Raw genomic sequence first — 22,092 nt, 5'->3', positions numbered from 1 at the left:
CGATGACGCAGTACGCAATCATCACCGATCTGAACCGGTGCGTCGGCTGCCTTGCCTGCACGGTTGCCTGCAAGGCAGCGAACGGCGTGGGCGTAGGGTCGTTCTGGATCAAGACGCTGCGCGTGGGGCCGAACCCGAAAGAGGGCGGCAGCGGCGACTGGCCCGATGTGGAGATGTACTTCCTGCCCATCCAGTGCCAGCACTGCGCCGACCCCGAGTGCGTGAAGGTGTGCCCGACGGGCGCCTCGCACAAGGCCGAGGACGGCACCGTGCAGATCGACAAGTCGAAGTGCATCGGCTGCCAATTCTGTGCCATGAGCTGCCCCTATAACGTTCGCTACCTGAACGAGGAGGAGCGCGTGGTGGAGAAGTGCACGCTGTGCGAGCAGAAGGTGGCCCAGGGCGAGCTGCCGCAGTGCGTGGCCCAGTGCGGCTCGCGTGCGCGCTTCTTCGGCGACCTGGACAAGGGCGTGGACAGCTTCGAAGCGCCGGCGCATCCGCAAGCGCTGTCGTGCGACTACGCCGAGATGCAACAGACGCGCGTGACGCTGAAGGAGTACGTCGAACCGTATACGGAAGACGAAATCCATCGTCTGCCCGATGTTGGAAATGGCCCGGAGCTCATGTACCTGCTGCGCTCCGACCGAAAGTGGAGGGGGTAGACCATGGAACTGCAATGGCCTTTGATTTTGTTCACCACGCTGGTTGCGTGGAGCGCGGGGCTGTTCGGGACGCAGGCGCTGATGGCGGTGTTCGGCGTCGGGAAGAAGGCGCAGGTGCCGGCTTGGGTTTGCTCGGCCGTGCTGCTCGCCGCCGGCGGGATCGCGGTGTTCTTCCATTTGGAGCACTGGGAGCGGATCTTCAACGGGTTCGGGCATTTGACGAGCGGGATCACGCAGGAGCTGATCGCGATCGTGGTGCTGGCGGTCGTCGCCGTGGCCTACCTCGTGCTCATGCGCAAGTCCGACGACGGCGCCAGCGTGCCGAAGTGGCTGGCCTGGGTCTCCGTCGCCTTGTCGGTGGTGCTCGTGGCCGTCATGGCGCACAGCTACACGATGGCCGCCCGCCCCGCCTGGGACTCGGTGCTCTGGATCCTCTACGTCCTCGGCAACGCCTGCGTGCTAGGACCCGCGACGTTCCTCCTGGTTTTGGCTGCAGGGGGACCCCGGGACCAGCCCGCCGAGCGCGCAGCCGACGCCGGGGCCCCCGCGGGTAGGACGCCCCTGATAGGCGCAGCCGCCAACGCCCTCGCAACCCTCGCCTTCGCCGCCTTCCTCCAGCTCTCCGCCGGCTCTTTCGCCGACGTCGGCCTCTACTTCGACCCGACGCACCCCACCAAGGCCATGGCCGACGCCGCGGCCACCGTGGGCGCGCAGGCCCCGCTCCTGTGGCTGGGAGCCGTGGCCGTCGGCGCGATCGTGCCACTGGCCGCCGCGTTTGTGGGCAGGCGCACGGGGAACTGGAGGCTCTGGGCCCCGGTCGCGATAGCCGCCGCCCTCGTCGGCGCCGTCTGCATGCGCGTCGCCTTCTACAACCTGGGGCTCAGCGTGTTCATGTTCTACTAGCGCATCCCCCGATAGCGCCTGCGGAGGCCCCTCCAACGAAGCAAGCCCCTCCGCAGGCGCACAAGGAGGGGAGCCCCCGCCCCTCCTCGCCCGTGCGCGCGACCCTCCCCGGCCCTCCTCGAGCGCGATTCGTCTCCCCATACCCCCTTGCAAACGACGGATCGCCCTCGAGGAGGGCCGGGGCCGGGCTCCCGAGCGGGTTCCGGCCCTCCTCCTGCGACTTTTTCGACTTCGTGGCAAGCGGGCTCCCGAAGCCGGTTCTCCCATCAGGCGTTTCGCAAGCGCGAGAAAGCGCGCCGGCGGAAGCCGGCGGCCACGTGCGGGAGAAACCCCTGGTCGGGTTTCTCCCCGCTTGCCACGAAGTCGAAAAAGTTGCAGAAAACGCCGCGATTCCCGCCCGCGACGACGACGGCGGCACGTGAGTCGCCAACCCCGTTCCCTCGTCTCGGCGTCCTACTCCCGCCCCTCGATCACGTCCAGGAACTCCTGCTTGCTGTGGACGTCCATCTTTTGGTAGATGTGGCGCAGGTGGGTGGTCACCGTGCCGCGCGACAGGTAGAGGTCTTCCTGGATGCGGGTGCTCGAGCGGCCCTTCGCGAACAGGATCATGATCTCGGTTTCCTTCGGCGACAGACCGTATTCCCCGGCCACGTCTTTGCAGCGGTCTTGGAAACGCTGGCGCCTCGGCTCGGCGCTGCCCTTGTCCTCGTCGCCCTTCGCCAGCGCGATGAGGTCGTTCTCGTTGAACACGAACATGTACGAGATGAGGATGGCCAGCGTGGCCAGCAGCGCGATCAGGCTCAGGCTCTGCGGCGAGAACGGCGCGAACGTGCACACGAACTGCCCCAGCGAGGAACCGAGCAGCACGCCGAGCGTCACCATGCCCCAGCCGATGCCGAACACCATGACGCCCGACAGCCGGTACGTGAACGAGATGTCGGCGAGCAGTATCCAGATGAGCACGTTGAACGTGCCGTAGCCGGCCAGCGCGATGGTGCTCTCGATCTCGGAAAAGCCGGTGAACACGGGCAGCAGCATGAAGAACACGGCCATGACCAGCATCACCGAGCGGTACACGGGACGCAGGCCCGTTTTGCTGGAGAGCAGCACGCAGCCGTAGACGATGGCGATGGTGAGCAGGCTCGACCAAAGCAGCGGGAAGCGGTAGAAATTCTCGACGCTGGCCTCGTTCGCGGTGATGAACACCGCGCGCACCACGCCGTCGGCCATGCCGATGAGGCAGGCGCACACGCCGATCTTCCACGAGAACTTCCCCAGGTGGATCTCGAACGGCTGCACGACCGGCTCGGCTTTCGACGACCACGTCCTCAGCTTCACGAACAGAATCCAACCTGACGCGGCGGGCAGCAGCGCGCAGACCACGCACGCTCCGACGGGCGGCAAGGTCAGAACGGCGGGGAAGAGGGCCGCGGCGATCAGGAAGGCGAGCGGCGCTTCGAACGACGTGCGGCGGGGATCGACGTTGCGGTACAGCTCGCCGTACCCCAGGTCGATGAGCCCCGAGCCGGCGCCGGTCGATACCGAGCCGAACGCGCACAGCGCCAGCGCCGGTGCGCTCGGCAGGGTGGCGCAGGCGAGGGCCAGCGTGCCGACGGTGGTGAGGGCCGGGCCGAGGAAGCGGAACGCGCGATGGCCGATGAGCGCCGTGAAGCGCCGGTGGAAGATCGCGCTTGCGAACAGGGTCGCGCACAGCACGAGCGTCGATCCCAAGTAAGCCGCGCCGGGCAGCGGCTCGCCGTTCCACGTGATGGAGCTGGTGGCGGCGCCCAGGAACATGAGGTACACCCACGCGCGCGCCAGGGCGAAGCCGAGCATGCGCAGGTTCAACAGGCTGCGCGGCGCCGTCTCGCGCAGGCGATCCCGGGCGGTGGTCAGCGGTTTCGGCATGTGCGTCACGAGAATTCCCCCTCAAGATCTCGATCCCCTGAGCCTCATTATAGCGTGCGCGATCCGTCCGGCTCGCGTGGCCCGATAGGTTGATGTGCGACGTCATGCTTTGCTCATCAGGCGTTTCTCCAAAATCATGGGAAATGCATGATGGGAAAGCCTCCGATTCGCGCGATTTTTTGCAGAAACGCATGATGCGCGGACGTCCCCTGCCGCGCATGCTCGAACAAAGCGGCGGGCGTTCTCGACGAGCCGTCGCAAGGACGAGACGGAGAAGGAGGAGGAATGGGAAAGCTCAATCTGACGCGCCGTGCGTTCACGAAGCTCACGGCCGTGACGGGTGCGGCGTTGGCCTGCGCGGCAGCGGTCGCCCCGAACGCGGCGTTGGCCGAAGATGCCGGAGCGGCCGCGCGCGGCGACGACGTGAAACGCGTGCGCACGTGCTGCCGCGGCTGCGGAAAGATGGAGTGCGGAGTGTGGGTGACCGTGCAAAACGGCCGCGCTATCAAGGTGGAGGGCGACCAGTCGTCGTTCCAGTCGAGCGGCAACTGCTGCGGCAAGTCGCAGTCGTCCATCCAGGCGGCGTACCACCCCGACCGCATCTACCATCCCATGAAGCGTACGAATCCCAAGGGCGAGGATCCCGGCTGGCAGCGCATCACGTGGGACGAGGCGATGGAGATCGTCGGCACCAAGTTCAACGAGCTGATGGACCGCTACGGCGGACAGTGCATCTTCAACATGGCGGGCACGTCGCGCCAGTGGGTGTACGGGCCCTACGCGTTCTACAAGTGGCTGTTCGATACGCCGAACGCGCACGTGGCGTCGGAAATCTGTAAGGGGCCGCGCCGTTTGATGGGGTGGATCAGCTCGGTCGACGGCGCGCCGTGGATGGCGCTGCGCGACGGGCCGCGCGTGTACGTGCAGTGGGGGACCGCGCCCGAAAACTCGAACTACGATGACAGCTGCCGCAACCTCGTGGACAAGATGACCGAGGCCGACGTGCACATCTGCATCGATCCGCGCCTGTCCGGCTCGGGCAAGGAGGCCGACTACTGGCTGAACCTGCGTCCCGGCTCCGACGGCGCGCTGGCGCTGTGCTGGCAGCACCTCGTCATCAAGAACGACCTGGTGGACTGGGAGTTCGTGAAGCGCTGGACGAACTCGTCGTTCCTCGTGGTGGAGGACCGGGAGCCCACGGGCGGCCGCTACATCGACCTGTCCACGCCGCTCAACAACGCCGGCATCCCCGCCGACGTCGTGGGCACGAAGCTCAAGACGCGCCTGCTGAAGGAAAGCGACGTGGTGGAGGGCGGCAGCCCGCGCAAGTTCTACGCGTGGAACAAACTGGCCAACGACGGCGCCGGCGGCTTGGTGATGTGGGACGTCGACACCACGCAATGGGAGGGCTGCAACCACGTGGCCCCCACGCGCGACCAGATGGAGGTCGTGTACAAGGGCACGTCGCAGGAGGGCTATTTGCCGCCGCTGTCCTATCACGAGCTGGAGGAAGCCGGCATCGACCTCGACCTGCACGAAACGCATGAGGTGGAGCTGCTCGACGGTTCGAAGCACACGGCGAAGCCGGTGTGGGCGTACCTCGAGGAATCGGTGGCGGACTGCACGCCCGCGTGGTGCTCCGAGATCACGGGCCTCGATCCTGCGCTCATCGAAGAGGCGTGCCTCGTGTGGGCCACGCGTCCCGAGGGGCAGGATTACGGCAACGGCGGTATCCACCTGAACCTCGCGCCCGACCAGATCGGCAACTGCACGCAGACGGTGCGCGCGGTGCTGCACCTCATCTACATGACCGGCAACTTCGACACGCCCGCCGGCAACCGCGGCCTCACGCGCTCGCCCATCGACGAGCAGGCCACGGCCGCGCCCGGCTCGAACATGCCGCAGGAAGTGAAGGCCCAGCTGATCGCCTTGGGCGAGATCCCCGTGGAAGGCGTCACGCCCGATCCCCTCAACGTGCCCGACCGCTACGACACGCTGTCGAACATGGTGGGCGCCGACGAGTTCCCCATCACGGCGTACTACAACGAGTGGGCCGACGCGACGCGCATCTGGGACGCCTGCCTCACCGGCGAGCCGTACCCCGTGCGCGGCGGCATCAACGAGTCCGGCTCGTTCATGAACATGTCGAACGCGAACCTGGCCTGGGAGGCGTTGCAGTCGCTCGACTTCTGGGTGGACATCAACATGTTCCACCATCCCGGTACCGAGATGGCCGACATCCTGCTGCCGTGCCAGCATTGGCTGGAGATCAACAACATCCGCGTGTCGCAGGGCGCGTCCGGCGGTATCGGCGCCACCATCCGCGCGGTCGAGCCGCCCAGCGACACGAAGTTCGACTACGACATCAACCGCCTGCTGTTCGACGCCGTGGGCGGCCCGAACGGAACCTGGACCAACATCGCGGGCGACGCGCCCGGCGGCTACCACGTGGACGAGCGCCTGGAGGACTGGTTCCAGAACAACTCGAAGACCAATCCCAAGGTGAAATGGCAGCATTGGGACGACTTCGTGGAGGACTTCCAGGAGAACGGCTGGATCAACGCCAAGGAGATCGAGCCCGACCGCTGGGGCACGTACCGCCGCTTCGAGACCGGCTGGATGCGCATCGGCAAGGACGCGTGCACCGGTTCCACGTTCAGCGCGGCGTTCGACGACGCCGGCAATCCGGTGAACAACTTCGGCTGCCCCACGCCGACGGGCCTCGTGGAATTTTGGCCGCTCGTGTTCGAGACGTACTGCGTGGACAAGGCGAACGAGTTCAACCCCGGCAAGTTCGACCTGGTGCACGAGATGATGCCGCACTATGACGAGCCGAAATCGGGCCCCAAGGGCGACGTGGACATGAACGAGTATCCCATCATCCTCACCACCGGCCGCCGCATACCCGTGTACTTCCATTCCGAGCACCGGCAGCTGCCGTGGTGTCGCGAGCTGTGGCCGGCACCGCGTTTGGAGGTGAACCCCGAAGACGCTGCCGAGCTGGGGCTCGAGCAGGGCGATTGGGCCTGGATCGAGACGGAGTGGGGCAAGGTGCGCCAGTGCGTCGATTTGTACTACGGCATCGCGAAGGGGTGGGCGAACGCCGAGCACGCCTGGTGGTTCCCCGAGCTGCCCGCGCCGACGCACGGGTTCGAGCTGTCGAACATCGAGTGCATCTGGAACCCCTACGGCCAGGATCCGTTTATCGGGTCGTCCCACATGCGCGGCGTGCCCGTGAAGATATACAAGGCCACGCCCGAGAACTGCCCCGACGGCAAGGTCATCCCCTGCGCGCCCGAGGACGGCACCGAGATCATCTACGATGCCTCCGACCCGCGCCTGAAGGAATGGCTGCCGAACTACACCATCCGAGAGGAGGCGTAAAGCCATGACCCAGTACGCGATCGTCACCGATTTGAACCGGTGCGTCGGCTGCCTGGCCTGCATGGTTGCCTGCAAGGCGGTCAACAACGTGCCGGTGGGCAACTATTGGAACAAGGTGCTGCGCATCGGCCCCTCGCTGAAAGAGGGGGCCACGTCGTCGCACGACGTGGAGATGTACTACCTGCCCGTGCAGTGCCAGCACTGCGCCGACCCCGAGTGCGTGAAGGTGTGCCCGACGGGCGCTTCGCACAAGCTGGAGGACGGAACCGTGCAGATCGACAAGGCGAAGTGCATCGGCTGCCAGTTCTGCGCGATGTCGTGCCCCTACAACGTGCGGTACCTGAACGAGGAAGAGGGCGTCGTGGAGAAGTGCACGCTGTGCGCGCAGATCGTGGGGCAGGGCGGGTTGCCGCAATGCGTCATCCAGTGCGGCGGACGCGCCCGGTTCTTCGGCGATCTGGACCAGGGGATCGAGTCGTTCGAAGCCCCCGCCGTCGGCTACGACACCGATCGCACCTACGACGGCCTGTATGCGGGCAACCGCGTGACGCTGGGCGAGTTGGCGCAGGATTTCGATGCGAGCACCGATCTGCATCATCTGCCGAACGTCGGCAACGATCCGAACTTCGCGTTCATCCTGCGCAACCGCGACTGGAAGGGTGATGAATAATGGAACTCCAGTGGCCTTTGATTTTGTTCACCACGCTGGTGGCGTGGAGCGCGGGGCTGTTCGGGACGCAGGCGCTGATGGCGGTGTTCGGCGTCGGGAAGAAGGCGCAGGTGCCGGCTTGGGTCTGCTCGGCCGTGCTGCTGGCGGCCGGCGGGATCGCGGTGTTCTTCCATTTGGAGCACTGGGAGCGGATCTTCAACGGGTTCGGGCATTTGACGAGCGGGATCACGCAGGAGCTCATCGCGATCGTCGTGCTGGCGGTCGTCGCGGTCGCGTATCTCGTGCTCATGCGCAAGTCCGACGACGGCGCCAGCGTGCCGAAGTGGCTGGCGTGGCTGTCCGTCGCGCTGTCGGTGGTGCTCGTGGCCGTCATGGCGCACTCGTACACGATGGCCGCGAGGCCGGCGTGGGACTCGGCCCTCTGGATCCTCTACGTCCTCGGCAACGCCTGCGTGTTGGGCCCCGCGACGTTCGCCCTCATCCTGGCTGCAGTGCCGCCCCGGGACCAGCCCGCCGAGCGCGCAGCCGACGCCGGGGCCCCCGCTGGTCTCGCGGCCCTCGCCGGCGCAGCCGCCAACGCCCTCGCAACCCTCGCCTTCGCCGCCTTCCTCCAGCTCTCCGCCGGCTCCTTCGCCGACGTCGGCCTCTACTTCGACCCGACGCACCCCACCAAGGCCATGGCCGACGCCGCCGCGACGGTCGCCTCCCAGGCCCCGCTCCTGTGGCTGGGCGCGGTCGCCGTCGGCGCGATCGTCCCCCTGGCCGCCGCCTTCGTGGGCAGGCGCACCGGCAACTGGAAGCTCTGGGCCCCGGTCGTCATCGCCGCCGCACTCGTCGGCGCCGTCTGCATGCGCGTCGTCTTCTACAACCTGGGGCTCTCGGTCTTCATGTTCTACTAGCGCATCCCCCGACAGCGCCTGCGGAGGCGCCGCCGACCAGGCGAGCCCTCCGCAGGCGCACAGGCCGGGGCCCCACCCACGCAGGCTATGGGTCGGCCCGCCTCCCCAGCCCCACGGGTCAGGGGCCCGCACCCGCAGGCGCCCGGCCCCAGGCCCCTGCGCGCACGACCCTCCCCGGCTCTCCGAGAGCGCGGTTCGCCATCCCCACACCCCCTTGCAAACGGCGAACCGCTCTCCCGGAGGGCCGGGGTCGTATCAGTCGATTTCTTGCACGAGGTTGATCAGCTCTTGCTGGGAGTGAATCCCCAGCTTTTGGTAGATGTGCTGGCGATGGGTGGAAACCGTGCTCTTCGACAGGCATAGCTGGTCTTGCACGTACGGCAGGTTGCGTCCCTTCGCGAACATGATGAGAATCTCGGTCTCGCGTTCGGTCAGACCGTACCGATCGACCACCTTCAGGCATTTTTCCTGGAAGCGGCGCTTGCGTTCAAGCGGAATGATGTCCATCGCTTTCAACAGATCCGATTCGGTGAACACGGCGCTGCTCACCAGCAGAATGACCAAAGCCGAAACCAGCATGATGGGAAAAGCTGAAACAAGCTGGATGCCGTGCTGGTGAAGCACGAACCGGCCCAGCAGCATGCCCAGCAGCGGTCCGACCGCCCATGCGGCACGCGCGAATGAAAACGTGCGTATCCTGACCGACGCGTATCGATTGCATATGCCCGTCACGATGACCCACATAAACAAGCTGAAGCATTGGTAGGCGGCCGCATTCGCGGCGTAGGGAAGGTAGGCCGACGAATCGGGGTATACGAGAGGCAGCGGCAGCAGAAGCGCGCCGATGACGAGGAACACGACGATCGCGTGGTAGCAGTTTTTCGCCATGCGCTCGGATCTTGAGTTGAGAAGGATGAGCGCGATGGCGATCGCTCCGGCGGTCACTCCGAATGCGACAAGGGCCTGGGTGAACGCGTAGACGGTGCCGCCGACGCTCGCGATGCCCATCTGTATGTAGAGGGTTCGGACGGCCTCGTTCGCGAATCCCACCAAAAGGGCGCACAGCCCGAGCCTCGTGACGAGGCGGGCCCAGTCGCGTCGCTCGAGCGGGTCTTCGACGGGCGTCTGCTGGTCGAGCGGGCATGGCGCCTCCTGCGGCGCCAACCCGATGTTCTTCATGCCGAACTCGAGCAATACGGCTGCGATCAGGGGCATGCTGGCGGCAAACACGCATGCCTCGAAAGGCGAGAACAGCAAGAACAGGGCGAAAAGAAGCGTCGACAGGATGTGGGCCGATGCGGCGCCCGTCACGATGGCGCGCATGGGCAGGAGGCTGAAGCTCATGCCGAATCTGATGAGGAACAGTCCCGAAAACACGCCCGACAAAACGCCTGCCAAGCTCACGAACGCGGTGCCCGCGATTCCCTCGAACCCCGCAAGCGGCATAAGCAGCGTGGACGCGCACACGCCGAAGGGGAGCAGGTAAAGCGACAGCTTGGATTTCAAGAAACGTCCCGTAGCCCTGTCGGCTATGCCGGCAAGCGCAAGCGTCAACGTGACGGCGATGATGGATATCAGGTAGGTGGTATCGAGCAGGCTTTCGCCGTGATGGTAGCTTGCGAACAGGCTCATGCTCTTGAAGCTCATCGACACCCAGGCGATGTTGCAGCCCAGCGCTGCCCCTACGGTGATTTCTGCAGCTGTTGGGAAGACCCTTTTTGGATTGACCGGCTCCATGGACTTGTCCCCATCCCCCCCCGAATGCGGGCTTTCCGCCGTCCGCAAGCGAACGGCTCCGAGATGCCTATTGTACCGCGCTCTCGTGCCGGTCGAGTTCCGATTGCGACAAAAAGACTGGGAGATTTGGAAACGCGATCAGCGTTTCTCCAGGTGAACGGCCATCGTGCGATGCGCACGATACCGATTTGATCGAAAACGTGCGACCAGGCCGATGTGCGACGGCGACGGGATCCATAGGGTGAAGCGCATCGGAGAGGACGATGAAAGGAGGAGGAATGGGCGAACTGCTCATGACCCGACGTGCGTTTGCGAAGGTGATGGCCGTGACGGCTGCGGCCGCCGGTTTCACGGGGGCTCAGCCGGCGTTGGCGGATACCGAGCCGGCTGCCTCGTCGGGCGAAGTCAAGCGCATACGCTCGGCCTGTCGCGGATGCGGCAAGATGGAGTGCGGCGTTTGGGTGACCGTTCAGGATGGGCGGGTTGTCAAAACGGAGGGCGATGAAAGCGCTTTCCAGTCGGCGGGAAACCATTGCGCGAAAGGGCAGGCGTCCTTGCAGGCGGCGTATCATCCCGACCGTCTCATGTACCCGCTCAAGCGCACGAATCCCAAAGGGCAAGAGCCCGGTTGGGTGCGCATCAGCTGGGATGAGGCGTATCGATCCACCGTCGAGGCAATCCATAAGAACCAGGAAAAGTACGGCAACGAGACGTGCTTCTTCATGGGCGGCACGTCGCGTATCTGGGCCATGGGCCCTTATGGCGCGCTGAAGCAGTGCTTCGGGTCGCCGAACGGCATACAGGCCAACGAGATATGCAAAGGCCCGCGCTTCTACGCTACGAAGCTGAACGATTCGAACGCTTACAGCTGGATGGAAGTGGTGGGGCGTCCGCGCGTGTACGTGCAATGGGGCGGCGCGTCGGAGCTGTCCAATTACGACGATAGCTGTCGCACCACGGTCGACGTGGCGACGCGCGCCGACAAGCACATCCTGGTCGATCCGCGCCAGACGAACTTGGGGAAAGAGGCGGATATCTGGGTGAACCTTCGTCCCGGAACCGATGGGGCAGTGGCGAACTGCTGGGCCAACGTCATCATCGAGAACGAGCTGTACGACGATTTGTACGTGCGGAAGTGGATGAACGCTCCTATGTTGGTGGTGGAAGAGGAGAGCTTCGAGCCAACCCCTTCCTCGTCGAGCGCGCAGACGGCCAAGGTGCGTACGCGCCTTCTCAAAGAGTCCGACCTCGTCGAGGGCGGGGCGGATACCCGCTTCATGGTGCTCAACGAGATCACAAACGAGCTGAGCTGGTACGATGCCGGCGGCGACAACCCCGGCTGGGAGGGCGAGGACTGGGTTCCCGCAACCGAGGGCAAAGAGGCTCATCAGCCGGGATTGGATCTGACGGGTCAGACGCAGGGCTTCGTGCTTGACTACGTACCGTTTCCCGACGGGCTGCTTCCCGCGCTGCATACCCCCGAAGGCGGCTTCGAGGTGGAGTTGAAAGATGGCTCCAGCGTGCACGTGCGCACGGTGTGGGAGCGCTATATCGAGTTCTTGGAAGACTACACTCCCGAAAAGGTGTCGGAGATATCGGGCGTTGACGTCGAAGTGCTGAAAGAGGCGGCCATCACGTACGCAACGCGCGTCGACCCCTCGACCGGGTACGGCAATGGCGGAATCCAGTACATGCTGGCGTTGGAGCACGCGTGCAATTCGACGCAGAACAACCGTGCCTGCGACCTGCTGGCGGGCATAACGGGCAACATGGACACTCCGGGCGGCATGCGCGGCTCGACTCCCGGTTGGCCCGTCTACGACCTCGGCATGTGCGTGCCCGACTCCGGCAAAACCACCGAGTACACCATCGAGAAGATTTTGGGCAAAGAGCGTTTTCCGATGATCGGCTCGGACTGCAACCCCAGCTGGGCGGATGCGACGTCGGTGTACGACGCTATCGAGAGCGGCGAGCCTTATAACGTGACGTGCGGCATCGGGCAGACGGGCGACTTCATGAACCAGTCGAACTCCCTCTTTGCCGCGGAGCAGCTTCAAAAGCTCGACTTCTGGTGCTCAATCGATCTGTGGCATACCCCGTGCGTGGATATGATGGCCGATATCGCAATGCCCGCCGCTCATTGGCTGGAGCTCGATTGCATTCGCAAAAGCCAGGGCTCATCGGGTGCGTTCGGCGCTACGGTGAAGGCGGTGGAGCCTCCCGGAGAAGCGAAGAACGATCTGGAGATCGTGGTTGGCCTGTATAAGGCCGCCGGGGTCCCGTACTTCGACGAGGGGTATCACGGTGCGGCGTGGCTCGAGGGGGATGAAGCCGTGGACGCGTGCAACAACGTTGCGCTCAAAAGCTTCCGCATTCCCGATTGGAATGACTACAAGAAGGAATTCCAAGAGAAGGGCTGGTTCGATTCCAAGGTGGAGAAGCCCGACGATTGGGGCGTCTATCGGCGCTATCAAACCGGAAACGGCCACATCAACGGAGGGTTCCCGCCCAATCCGAACCAGCATCAAGGCTGGAACACGACCACGCACAAGCAGGAGATCTGGTCGACGGTGCTGGAATCATGGCTGCCCGGCGAGGGCGAGGAGTTCCCGAAGTTCGTGGAGGCTCCGCATGGCCCCGTCGCCGACCCCGATTTGTTCACGGACGACAACTCGTTCTTGATGACCACCGGGCGTCGTCAAGGAACCTACTTCCACTCCGAGCACCGGCAGCTGCCATGGTGCCGCGAGCTGTGGCCCGTTCCTCGCCTTGAGATGAATCCCGTTGACGCCGAGCGACTTGGTCTCGAGCAGGGGGATTGGGTATGGATCGAAACCGATCAGCACAAGATTCGCGAAGTGGTCGATCTGTACTACGGCATCGCCCCGGGTGTGGTGAACGCCGAGCACCAATGGTGGTACCCCGAGCTCAATCAGCCCGATCACGGGTTCAAATTGTCCGGCGTGAACTGCTTGATCGATCGCCATGCCCAAGATCGCATCATCGGGTCGTCGAACCTGCGTGCTTACGGTGTGAAGGTGTACAAGGCCACGCCCGAGAATTCGCCGTTCGGCAACCCCGTGCCGTGCGGAGACGACGGGACGCCCATCATCCACACCTGCGACGATCCGCGCCTGAAGGAATGGCAACCGTTGTACGAGGGGAGGGAGTGACCTATGGCTCGTTATGCGATTCTGACCGATCTCAACAAATGCGTCGGCTGCCTTGCGTGCTCGATAGCGTGCAAGGTGGTGAACAGCGTGCCGGTGGGGTCGTATTGGAACAAGGTCTTGCGCATCGGGCCGAACCCGCGCACCAAGGGCGGCCAATGGCCCGACGTGTACACCTATTTCCTCACCGTGCAGTGCCAGCATTGCGAGAATCCCGAGTGCGTGAAGGTGTGCCCGACCGGCGCCTCGCACAAGCTTGCGGACGGCACCGTGCAGATCGACAAGTCGAAGTGCATCGGCTGCCAATTCTGCGCGATGTCGTGCCCGTACAGCGTTCGCTACTTGAACGAGGAGGAGGGCGTCGTGGAGAAGTGCACGCTGTGCGAGCAGAAGATCGCCCAGGGCGAGCTGCCGCAATGCGTGAGCGAATGCGGCGGTCGCGCTCGGTTCTTCGGCGATTTGGACCAGGGGCTCGAGAGCTTTGAGGCGCCGGGGTGCGATCTGCAGGACCCGTCGTACGATGCGCAGGCGAAGGCCAGGATGAAGTGGGGCGATTTGATAGGCGACTCATGCGACTATCCGGTGAAGCCTTACGACGAGAGCGAAGTGTACCACCTTCCCGACGTGGGCAACGCCCCCAGCTTCGTCTACATCCTGCGAAACGAGAAGTGGCAAGGAGGCGGTGAATAATGGAACTCCAGTGGCCTTTGATTTTGTTCACCACGCTGGTTGCGTGGAGCGCGGGGCTGTTCGGGACGCAGGCGCTGATGGCGGTGTTCGGGGTGGGGAAGCGGGCGCAGGTGCCGGCGTGGGTTTGCTCGGCGGTTTTGCTGGCGGCCGGCGGGATCGCGGTGTTCTTCCATCTCGAGCACTGGGAGCGGATCTTCAACGGGTTCGGGCACCTGACCTCCGGGATCACGCAGGAGCTGATCGCGATCGTCGTGCTGGCCGTGGTCGCCGTGGCCTACCTCGTGCTCATGCGCAAGTCCGACGACGGCGCCAGCGTGCCGAAGTGGCTGGCGTGGCTGTCCGTCGCGCTGTCGGTGGTGCTCGTGGCCGTCATGGCGCACTCGTACACGATGGCCGCCCGCCCCGCCTGGGACTCGGCCCTCTGGATCCTCTACGTCCTCGGCAACGCCTGCGTGTTGGGACCCGCGACGTTCCTCCTCCTCTCCACCTTGGCTGCAGGGGGACCCGCAGGCCAGCCCGCCGAGCGCGCAGCCGACGCCGGGGCCCCCGCGGGTCTCGCCGCCCTCGCCGGCGCCGCCCTCAACGCCCTCGCGGCCCTCGCCTTCGCGATCTTCCTCCAGCTCTCCGCCGGCTCCTTCGCCGACGTCGGCCTCTACTTCGACCCGACGCACCCGACGAAGGCCATGGCCGACGCCGCCGCGACGGTCGCCTCCCAGGCCCCGCTGCTATGGCTCGGCGCCGTGGCGGTCGGCGCGATCGTCCCCCTGGCCGCCGCCTTCCTAGGCAGGCGCACCGGCAACTGGAGGCTCTGGGCCCCGGCCGCCATAATCGCCGCCCTGGTCGGAGCCGTCTGCATGCGCGTCGTCTTCTACAACCTGGGGCTCTCGGTCTTCATGTTCTACTAGCGCGTCCCCCGATAGCGCCTGCGGAGGCCCCTCCAACGAAGCAAGTCCCTTCGCAGGCGCACAGGGCGGCCCCGGCCCTCCTCGAGCGCGATTCGTCTCCCCATACCCCCTTGCAAACGACGGATCGCCCTCGAGGAGGGCCGGGGCCGGGCTCCCGAGCGGGTTCCGGCGCCTCTTCTGCGACTTTTTCGACTTCGTGGCAAGCGCGCTCCCGAAGCCGGTTCTCCCATCAGGCGTTTCGCAAGCGCAAGAAAACGCGCGGCAACCGCGAGGCCACCATGTGCAAGTAAATCCCCAGGTGGCGCTCTGTTCCGCTTGCCACGAAGTCGAAAAAGTTGCAGAAAGCAGACCAAACCTTGCAACGAGTCGCCCGCCGCCCCCATGAGCGTCCTCATGAGCGACAGGCCTCAATTCCGGCAGAACCTATCCCTCCACGCCGCTTTCTCGCTCCAGCAGGTCGATCAGCTCTTGTTGGGAGTGGACGTCGGTTTTGCGGTAGATGCTCTTCACGTGGCTCTTCACCGTCTCGTCGCCGATGACCAGCTCCTCGCGGATGTAGGCGCGGTTGCGCCCCTTCGCCAGCAGGAAGAACACCTCGATCTCGCGCGGCGACAAGCGGCAGCTGCGCGCCAGGCGCGTGCCCGCCTTCTCGAGGTCGGATGTGGCGTCGGCCTCCTCCATCGGTTTCACGAACCCCCAGCCCGTGTTCGCCGACCCGCTCCCCATGGCGAACAGGGCGATGATGAGGATCACGAACACGATGCCCGCCGACAGCATGGCCAGCCCGAGGTCGCCGTGCACCACGGTGAGCGCGAGGGCGGCCGCGACCGAGCCGACGAACTGCCCCAGCTGGATGCACAGCAGGCCCCAGCCCACTACCCAGCCGGTCGGCACGCCGCCGCGCGAGGCCAGCACGGGCCACAGCGCCCACAGCACGATGTAGAAGTACTGGTAGCCGAACTGGTGCACGGCGGTGCCGATGACGTTCCACGGCTCGTGCAGCGGCAGGAACAGGAACCCCGCCGCCATGAGCGGCAGCGCGATCTGGTACGTCAGGTGGTCGAAGTCCATCTTGTACACGCTCATCGTGACGAACACGGCCAGCGCGCCGCCTGCGATGGCGATGATGTTCAGCTGGTCGCGCACGCCGATCCAATCGTCGCCCACCGGGGCGATGAGCCCCTTCATGGCGCCGAACGACACGCCGAAGAATACGGCGATCACCATCATGCGCACCGGCGGCTTCTCGCGCACGCGCACGTTGCGCATCGCGCGCGGCGGACGCGGCACGCTGCGCTTGAAGTGGACGAAGCATCCCATGCTGACGAGGGGGAGCAGCGCCACCACGAGCTGCGCCACGTCGATGGGAAGCAACCGCACGAGCAGGTACGCCACCGCGGCGATGAGCAGCGACACCACGCTGTAGTTCACGGTGCGCTGCGACCCCAGCGACGCCAGCAGCTCGGCCCACAGCACCACGACGATGCCGCTGCCTACGCCGGTCAGCAACGATCCGGCCAGATAGAGGGTCGATGCGCCGTCACCCGTCCCGGCGAGCGCAGGATGGGAGATGGCGACGGTGCCCAGCGCGGTGAGCACGGCGGCCAGCGGAGGAAGGCCCTTCACGTCGGACAACGGGTTGCGCAGGTAGGAGAGCAGCAGCAAAAACGCGATGGTCACCACGTTCGCCAGCAGCGACGTCACCCACAGCGGCTCGAGCGCGATCCCCGCAAGCCCCGTCGCCGCGCCCGCACCGCCCGACGAGCCGAGCAGCGTTCCCTCGCCGTAGAACAGCGAGCTCCAGAACACGCACCAGATCCAGGTCCAATGGGCCGCGAACCCCAACAGATCGGGCGTGCGCCACAGCTCCTTGCGCAACGATGGTGTCATCCGTTCCTCCCCTTGCATGCATCGAACGCCCGCAGTGCCCGCAGCGCGCGGATGGGCGAATCCGGCAGCGATCCCCGCCAGAGATTATACGCGAGCGCATCACCCTTTGCCGCGCCGCCCGTGTGAAAAGCATCCCCCAGGTAGGGGGAAATCCGGGAGGGGAGGCGAAGTTCCCCCGGTCGACGGGATGATGACCTGCGAGGTCGGGCGTATGGTCGGCGCAACGCGGCAACAAGGGGCCGCGAGCAAGCAACGGAGGAGGGAATCACTCATGGAGGAAGAGAAGAAGCAGGGCCTTTCGCGTCGAGCGTTCTTGGGTCTGGGCGGCACCGCGCTCGCGGGTGCGGCCGTCGCCGGGCTGGCGGGCTGCGCGCCGCAGGGTTCCGCCGACGCGGGCAAGGCCTCGACGGCGGGCGCGGCGGATGGCGCGACGGGCGGCATGCCCGTGGCCGACAGCGGCGCTTCGGCCGGTCCCGACGTGGCCGGCATGCACAGCTGGGAGATCGCGCCCGACGCCATCCCCGCAGACAAGATCACGGGCACCGAGGACTGCGACGTGCTCGTCGTGGGCGCGGGTCTCGGCGGCTGCTGCGCCACCATCGCCGCGCTCGAGGAGGGCGCGAAGAAGGTCATCACCATCGACAAGAACCCCGAGACGGTGGTCGCGCGCGGCGTGCACATCGCCGGCTTCCACACGAAGGTGCAGCAGGGCCTCGTGGACCAGGGCCTCGTCGAGGAGCCCGACTACAACAACGTCGTGCGCCGCTGGATCAACTGGGCGCAGGGCCGCGTGAAGGAGCCGCTGCTGTGGGAGTTCGCGCACAAGAGCGGCGCATGCTTCGACTGGCTGTACGACCTGGCCACCAAGAAGGGCCTCGAGGCGCTGCTGTGGGATGGCTACTACAAGGGCCCCGACTACACCGAGTACCCGGTCACGCACATCTTCTACCAGGCCGACAAGTACGAGGAAACCATCAACTTCACCTTCTACCAGGGCTCGGGCGTGGGCGACGTGTACGGCAACGCGGTGCTCGTGCCGGCGCTGTACGACACCATCGAGGAGCTGGGCGGCGAGATCCGCTGGGAGACGAAGAGCGAGCGCCTCGTCCGCGACGGCGACGGCCCGGTGACCGGCGCCATCGTGGCCACCGGCAAGAACGAGTACACGCAGATCAACGCGAAGTCGGTCATCATCGCCTCGGGCGACTACGCCGCCGACGACGAGATGTTCCAGTACTACTCGCCCATGACCGCCTACGCCATGGACGGCCGCTTCTACAACCCGCCCGACGTCGACACCGGCGACATGCACAAGCAGGCCCTGTGGGCCGGCGCGGCCATGCAGAAGTCCGAGCCGCATTCGGCCGTCATGCACCTCGACTTCGGCGCGGCAAGCTACGGCTTCCTGCACGTGAACTGGGACGGCAAGCGCTTCAAGAACGAGGACGTGAACACCCAGTCGAAGAGCGTGACGAAGGCGCTGCAGACGCAGAAGGACGCCTGGACCATCTACGACTCCCATGGCCTCGAGCAGGTGAAGGCCCAGATGGACGCCGGCCTCGGCGGCGGTTTGCAGTGGGGTCAGCTCACGCAGCCCGTGGGCGGCGAGTACAACCTGGAGGCGCAGCAGATCGTCCTCGAGGGCGAGGTCGAGAGCGGCCAGACGCTGAAGGCCGATTCGCTGAAGCAGCTCGCCGAGAAGATGGGCGTGCCGCCCGAGAACCTCGAGGCCACGGTCGCCCGCTACAACGAACTGTGCGATCTGGGCAAGGACCTCGACTACGGCAAGCGCCCCGAGGTCATGGGCAAGGTGCAGGACCCGCCGTTCTACGCCGGCAAGCTGGTGGCCAGCCTGCTCACCATGTGCGGCGGCCTGCGCACGAACACCGACTGCCAGGTGCTCGACGCCGAGGATCAGCCGATCGAGGGCCTGTACGTGTGCGGCTCGGCCGCCGGCGAGTTCTTCGGCGCGGGCGACTATCCCACCTACGTGCCGGGTATCGGCCACGGCCGCTGCGTGACCTTCGGCCGCATCGCCGGCATCAACGCCGCCGGCGGCGACGCCGAGTCGAAGATCCCCAGCCTCGACATCTAAGCCATCCCTCCCGGGTGCCGCTTCCCTGCGGCCCCGGGCCCCATCGACGAGCCGCCGCCCCCTCCCTCCCTGGGGCGGCGGCTTTTCCGCGCGTAGGGGGGCACCCTCTTCGCCCCCGAGTTTTCCGCCGCCTCGGTCGCGATCGGCTATAATGCCTGCTAAGGGTTCCAGCAGAACGGGGAAGACGTTTGCCGGCATTGCGGCGAAGCATACAATCGAGCGCGCGCGAGCTCGCGCGCGTCATCGCGCGGGACGGGGCCGCGTCGTTCGTTCTCGCGGTCGTCGGGCTGGCCTGCTGCTTCGTGTTCTGCAGCATGGGCTCGTCGGTGGAGACGGTGGCCATGCGGTCTTCCGAGCTGTTCGCCCCGTCGGGACAGGCCGACGCGCTGCCGACGTTCGCCGTGACGGCGGGGTCGCTTGCCGCCTACGCGCTGTTCGGGTGGGCGCCGCTGCGCGCGGTCGATCGCGTGCGGGGGTCGATGCCCGTCTACGCCGTCTGCTGCGTCGCGTTGGCGGCGGTGTACGCGGTGACGTCCCTGCCGGTGTTGTCGGACGCTTCCGGCGCGCGAGCGTTCTTGCTCGTGCTACGCGGCTTCCTGGGCGTGACGACCCTCGTGAGCTGGTTCGCGTTGCTGGGCGATCGTCCGCGCCTCTTCCAGGTTTCCGCGATCGCCGTCGCGTTCGCGGCGACCGCGCTGGCGGATCTCGCGTTCCTCGCGCTGCAGGCGGCCGTGGGGTTCGCGCTGCTGGTGGCGCTGCCCCTGCTCTCCCTCGGGGCGTACCGCGTCGTCGCGCGGAAGCGCTCCGGCGCGGGCGCGGCTGCAGCTGCGCCGGCAGGTGCGGCTGCGGACGCAGCCGTTGGCGACGCCGAGCCGTCGCGCGCCGCATCGGGCGGCGTGGCGCGCGCGTTGGGCTCGCCCATCCTGTTCTGCCTGCTGGCGGGGGCGGTGTTGGGGTGCATCCAGGGTGTAGGCGCCGACCTGGTGCTTGCGCACGAGCAGCTGGCCGGGGGATACGTTGCGAACAACCTGCTGGTGGCCGCAGCGCTGGCCATCGCCGCGGCGCTCGTCGGCGGGGGCGCGGCGTTCGCGCACGACGGCGACGACGCGCGGCTGCTCGCCTATGCGCGGCTGACGGTCATCGTGGCGCTCGTGCTGGCGCTGTGCCTGGCCAACGTGCTGATGATGTCGGGCACGTTCGTGTCGTTGACCGCCGCGAAGCTGATCGGCGCGTTGCTGCTGGCGTACGCGTGGTTCGCGGCGTGCGCTCGCCCGGGCGCGCGAGCCGTCCGCGCCCTTGCGCGGATGCTCGTATGCTGGCAGGTGGCGGCGGCGCTTTTGCAGGCGGCCGTCATGGCGATGGCGGGCGAGGGGCCCGTGCAGGTGGTGAACGTCATCGTCGTGATCCTGCTGGGCGCCGTGCTGGTCATGCAGCTGTTCCCGCTCTTCCTGTCGAGCCGCCCCGCCGCGTTCCCCACCGGGCCTTCGAACGGCCAGACGCGCTCCCAAGCGCTTTCGATCTCCGCCGACGAGGCCGACCTGGCGCTCGTCGAGCGGTTCGCGGACGAGTACGGGCTCACGCCGCGCGAGCGCGAGCTGCTGGGGTTCTTCGCCCAGGGGTACTCGGTGGCCTACGCCTCGGAGCAGCTCGTGCTGTCGCCGTACACCGTGCGCACGCACCTGCGCAACATCTACGTGAAGACGGACACGCACTCGCGCGACGACCTCCTGGCGCTGCTGAAGACGTACTAGGCCGACGCCGCGACGCGCGGGCTCGCGCCGGCGCCGCGATGGCCGGCCGCCTCCTTCTCCGCCTGCGCCGCGGCCGCAAGGCGCCGCACCGCATCGTCGTACCGGTGCCCGCCTTCGCACGTGAGCTTCCAGCGGTCCCCTTCGCACGTCGCCCAGCCCGCTTCGGCCAGGCGCTCGAGCTCGGCGCGCAGGGGAACGGGCAGGCTCGCGCCGAAGCGGCGCTCGTGCTCGGTGTGCGAGAACCCCTCGGCTGCGAACAGGCGCCCGGCCACGTAGCGGCACGACGCCTCGACGGGTGTCAGGACGTCGGCGGCCGCCGTGATGGCGCGGACGTCTTCGGCGTGTGCCAGGTACCGGGCGAGGTCGCCGGTCGAGCGCGACACGACGCCGTCGAGCTTCGACCAGGCCCCCGCGCCGACGCCGAGGCGGTCAACGTCGTCGCAGCGCGCCCGCTGGCTCGCCCGCAGCGTGCCGTCCGCGCTGAACAGGTGCTGCGTCACGCGGGTGAAGCCGTCGGCGACGAGCTGCTCTTCGCCGGCCGCACGCAGGGCGAGCCGCTCGTCTTCGGTGGGCCAGGCCTTGCGCGGCAACGCGTCGAAGCGCTCGGGGTGCTCGGCGTAGCGCTCGTGCAGCGCGCTTCCGGGCCGCAGCCGCAGCGGGGCGAGCGCGATCTCGCGCGCGCCGAAGCCGACGGCGTTGACGATGGAGGTGGACAGGTTGACGCGGTTCTGGCCGGGCAGGCCGTACAACAGGCTCATACCCAGGCCGTCCCACGAGCAGAACGTCAGCAGCTGCCGCGCGTCGATGTAGCTGTTCATGGGGTAGCAGAGCCCCAGCGCGTCGTGCTGCACGCCGTCGAACGTCTCCTGTCCCAGCTCGAGGAACGTGATGCCCGCTTTGCGATAGTGCCCGAGCGCGTCGAAGCTCAGCCCCGCGCACGTCGCTTGCAGGGCCGCGTCGGCATCCGGCGCCACCTCGAACGCGTTCCGCAGCTCGTCCATGACGCGCGCGAGGGCTTTGGGCGGCATGAGCACGGGCGAGCCCCCGGAGAAGCGCACCGACGTCACGATGCGCCCGCGCGCCTCGGGCGCAGCCGCGCGCAGCTCGCGCACGAGCGCGTCGGCGTAGCGTTCGAAGTCGGCCACCCTGCCGGTGGCGACGAGCGCGTCGCAGTAGTCGCAGCGGCGGGGGCAGTACGGGAAAGAGAGGTCGACGTGCAGCTCGTTCATGGGGCGCTCCATCCTGGGTCCGGGGGAGGGGCTGCGGTGCGGCCGCAGCGTTTCGTTCCGCTTCGATGATAGCGAGGAAGGCCGTCGAGCGCCTACTGCACTCTGCAGTAACCGGCCGCATTCATGCAGGTTGGGGGATACCGAACCGCGGTGCGCCCCGTAGGATGAGGTCGGTTCTGCAGCGCGCCACGGCCTGGGG

General features: G+C 66.6%; 14 protein-coding genes. 10 read left to right on the top strand and 4 right to left on the bottom strand.

Features of this window, described 5'->3' with window-relative positions; all coding sequences use genetic code 11:
* Window positions 1-2 precede the first annotated feature (2 nt).
* Together H8S61_RS05245 and H8S61_RS05240 are read left to right on the top strand one after the other, a co-directional pair.
* Complete coding sequence (locus tag H8S61_RS05245) at window positions 3-662, top strand: 4Fe-4S dicluster domain-containing protein (RefSeq protein ID WP_160943675.1); 660 nt, start codon at window positions 3-5, stop codon at window positions 660-662.
* Between the two features lie 3 nt (window positions 663-665).
* The gene (locus H8S61_RS05240) at window positions 666-1,565 is read left to right on the top strand and encodes a dimethyl sulfoxide reductase anchor subunit family protein (RefSeq protein WP_186938212.1); all 900 of its coding nucleotides are present in this window, start codon (window positions 666-668) and stop codon (window positions 1,563-1,565) included.
* Between the two features lie 453 nt (window positions 1,566-2,018).
* On the opposite strand, the gene H8S61_RS05235 is transcribed toward H8S61_RS05240, so the two are convergent.
* A complete protein-coding gene (locus H8S61_RS05235) occupies window positions 2,019-3,473 on the bottom strand; it encodes a LuxR C-terminal-related transcriptional regulator (RefSeq protein WP_222617631.1) in 1,455 nt (484 codons plus the stop codon).
* A 285-nt stretch (window positions 3,474-3,758) separates the two neighbouring features.
* Here H8S61_RS05235 and H8S61_RS05230 point away from each other — a divergent pair, with 285 nt between their 5' ends.
* Genes H8S61_RS05230 through H8S61_RS05220 form a run of 3 tightly spaced genes read left to right on the top strand, consistent with a single transcriptional unit; the run spans window position 3,759 to window position 8,426 of the window.
* The gene (locus H8S61_RS05230) at window positions 3,759-6,857 is read left to right on the top strand and encodes a molybdopterin-containing oxidoreductase family protein (RefSeq protein ID WP_186938210.1); all 3,099 of its coding nucleotides are present in this window, start codon (window positions 3,759-3,761) and stop codon (window positions 6,855-6,857) included.
* Between the two features lie 4 nt (window positions 6,858-6,861).
* The gene (locus H8S61_RS05225) at window positions 6,862-7,527 is read left to right on the top strand and encodes a 4Fe-4S dicluster domain-containing protein (protein ID WP_009608205.1); all 666 of its coding nucleotides are present in this window, start codon (window positions 6,862-6,864) and stop codon (window positions 7,525-7,527) included.
* On the top strand, window positions 7,527-8,426 hold the full coding sequence (locus tag H8S61_RS05220) for a dimethyl sulfoxide reductase anchor subunit family protein (RefSeq protein WP_186938209.1): 900 nt from the start codon (window positions 7,527-7,529) through the stop codon (window positions 8,424-8,426). Before H8S61_RS05225 ends, H8S61_RS05220 begins: the two co-directional genes overlap by 1 nt.
* A gap of 255 nt (window positions 8,427-8,681) precedes the next feature.
* Here H8S61_RS05220 and H8S61_RS05215 read toward each other — a convergent pair whose 3' ends face one another.
* The gene (locus H8S61_RS05215) at window positions 8,682-10,058 is read right to left on the bottom strand and encodes a helix-turn-helix transcriptional regulator (RefSeq protein WP_255466475.1); all 1,377 of its coding nucleotides are present in this window, start codon (window positions 10,056-10,058) and stop codon (window positions 8,682-8,684) included.
* Between the two features lie 383 nt (window positions 10,059-10,441).
* Here H8S61_RS05215 and H8S61_RS05210 point away from each other — a divergent pair, with 383 nt between their 5' ends.
* From H8S61_RS05210 to H8S61_RS05200, 3 genes are read left to right on the top strand one after another with little or no spacing between them, the layout of a single operon-like run.
* Window positions 10,442-13,336, top strand: coding sequence for a molybdopterin-containing oxidoreductase family protein (locus H8S61_RS05210; RefSeq protein WP_160943486.1), 2,895 nt, complete (start codon window positions 10,442-10,444; stop codon window positions 13,334-13,336).
* Window positions 13,337-13,339: 3 nt separating this feature from the next.
* Window positions 13,340-14,023, top strand: a complete 684-nt coding sequence (locus H8S61_RS05205; protein ID WP_186938207.1) for a 4Fe-4S dicluster domain-containing protein — start codon at window positions 13,340-13,342, stop codon at window positions 14,021-14,023.
* On the top strand, window positions 14,023-14,928 hold the full coding sequence (locus H8S61_RS05200; RefSeq protein WP_186938206.1) for a dimethyl sulfoxide reductase anchor subunit family protein: 906 nt from the start codon (window positions 14,023-14,025) through the stop codon (window positions 14,926-14,928). The genes H8S61_RS05205 and H8S61_RS05200 overlap by 1 nt, the downstream gene beginning before the upstream one ends.
* A 423-nt stretch (window positions 14,929-15,351) precedes the next feature.
* Here H8S61_RS05200 and H8S61_RS05195 read toward each other — a convergent pair whose 3' ends face one another.
* A complete protein-coding gene (locus tag H8S61_RS05195) occupies window positions 15,352-16,818 on the bottom strand; it encodes a LuxR family transcriptional regulator (RefSeq protein WP_114516632.1) in 1,467 nt (488 codons plus the stop codon).
* Window positions 16,819-17,089: 271 nt separating this feature from the next.
* Between H8S61_RS05195 and H8S61_RS05190 the strand changes: the two genes are divergently transcribed.
* The gene (locus tag H8S61_RS05190; RefSeq protein ID WP_160943490.1) at window positions 17,090-18,913 is read left to right on the top strand and encodes an FAD-dependent oxidoreductase; all 1,824 of its coding nucleotides are present in this window, start codon (window positions 17,090-17,092) and stop codon (window positions 18,911-18,913) included.
* A 188-nt stretch (window positions 18,914-19,101) separates the two neighbouring features.
* Window positions 19,102-20,664, top strand: coding sequence for a helix-turn-helix transcriptional regulator (locus H8S61_RS05185; protein ID WP_186938205.1), 1,563 nt, complete (start codon window positions 19,102-19,104; stop codon window positions 20,662-20,664).
* Here the strand turns inward: H8S61_RS05185 and H8S61_RS05180 are convergent.
* Window positions 20,661-21,893 carry a coproporphyrinogen-III oxidase family protein gene (locus H8S61_RS05180; protein ID WP_186938204.1) on the bottom strand — a complete coding sequence of 411 codons (1,233 nt, stop codon included), beginning with the start codon at window positions 21,891-21,893 and terminating at the stop codon, window positions 20,661-20,663. The genes H8S61_RS05185 and H8S61_RS05180 overlap by 4 nt on opposite strands.
* Window positions 21,894-22,092: the final 199 nt, after the last annotated feature.

This window comes from Eggerthella hominis (assembly GCF_014287365.1).
Taxonomy (GTDB): Bacteria; Actinomycetota; Coriobacteriia; order Coriobacteriales; family Eggerthellaceae; genus Eggerthella; species Eggerthella guodeyinii.
This window is presented reverse-complemented; position numbering and strand designations above follow the sequence as displayed.

What these genes read in the sequence shown, in the direction of transcription:
- H8S61_RS05225 (WP_009608205.1), top strand. Translation starts at nt 6,862, where the DNA reads ATGACCCAGTACGCGATCGTCACCGATTTGAACCGGTGCGTCGGCTGC.
- H8S61_RS05195 (WP_114516632.1), bottom strand. Translation starts at nt 16,818, where the DNA reads ATGACACCATCGTTGCGCAAGGAGCTGTGGCGCACGCCCGATCTGTTG.
- H8S61_RS05180 (WP_186938204.1), bottom strand. Translation starts at nt 21,893, where the DNA reads ATGAACGAGCTGCACGTCGACCTCTCTTTCCCGTACTGCCCCCGCCGC.
- H8S61_RS05230 (WP_186938210.1), top strand. Translation starts at nt 3,759, where the DNA reads ATGGGAAAGCTCAATCTGACGCGCCGTGCGTTCACGAAGCTCACGGCC.
- H8S61_RS05245 (WP_160943675.1), top strand. Translation starts at nt 3, where the DNA reads ATGACGCAGTACGCAATCATCACCGATCTGAACCGGTGCGTCGGCTGC.
- H8S61_RS05235 (WP_222617631.1), bottom strand. Translation starts at nt 3,473, where the DNA reads ATGCCGAAACCGCTGACCACCGCCCGGGATCGCCTGCGCGAGACGGCG.
- H8S61_RS05240 (WP_186938212.1), top strand. Translation starts at nt 666, where the DNA reads ATGGAACTGCAATGGCCTTTGATTTTGTTCACCACGCTGGTTGCGTGG.
- H8S61_RS05205 (WP_186938207.1), top strand. Translation starts at nt 13,340, where the DNA reads ATGGCTCGTTATGCGATTCTGACCGATCTCAACAAATGCGTCGGCTGC.
- H8S61_RS05190 (WP_160943490.1), top strand. Translation starts at nt 17,090, where the DNA reads ATGGAGGAAGAGAAGAAGCAGGGCCTTTCGCGTCGAGCGTTCTTGGGT.
- H8S61_RS05215 (WP_255466475.1), bottom strand. Translation starts at nt 10,058, where the DNA reads ATGAGCCTGTTCGCAAGCTACCATCACGGCGAAAGCCTGCTCGATACC.
- H8S61_RS05220 (WP_186938209.1), top strand. Translation starts at nt 7,527, where the DNA reads ATGGAACTCCAGTGGCCTTTGATTTTGTTCACCACGCTGGTGGCGTGG.
- H8S61_RS05200 (WP_186938206.1), top strand. Translation starts at nt 14,023, where the DNA reads ATGGAACTCCAGTGGCCTTTGATTTTGTTCACCACGCTGGTTGCGTGG.
- H8S61_RS05210 (WP_160943486.1), top strand. Translation starts at nt 10,442, where the DNA reads ATGGGCGAACTGCTCATGACCCGACGTGCGTTTGCGAAGGTGATGGCC.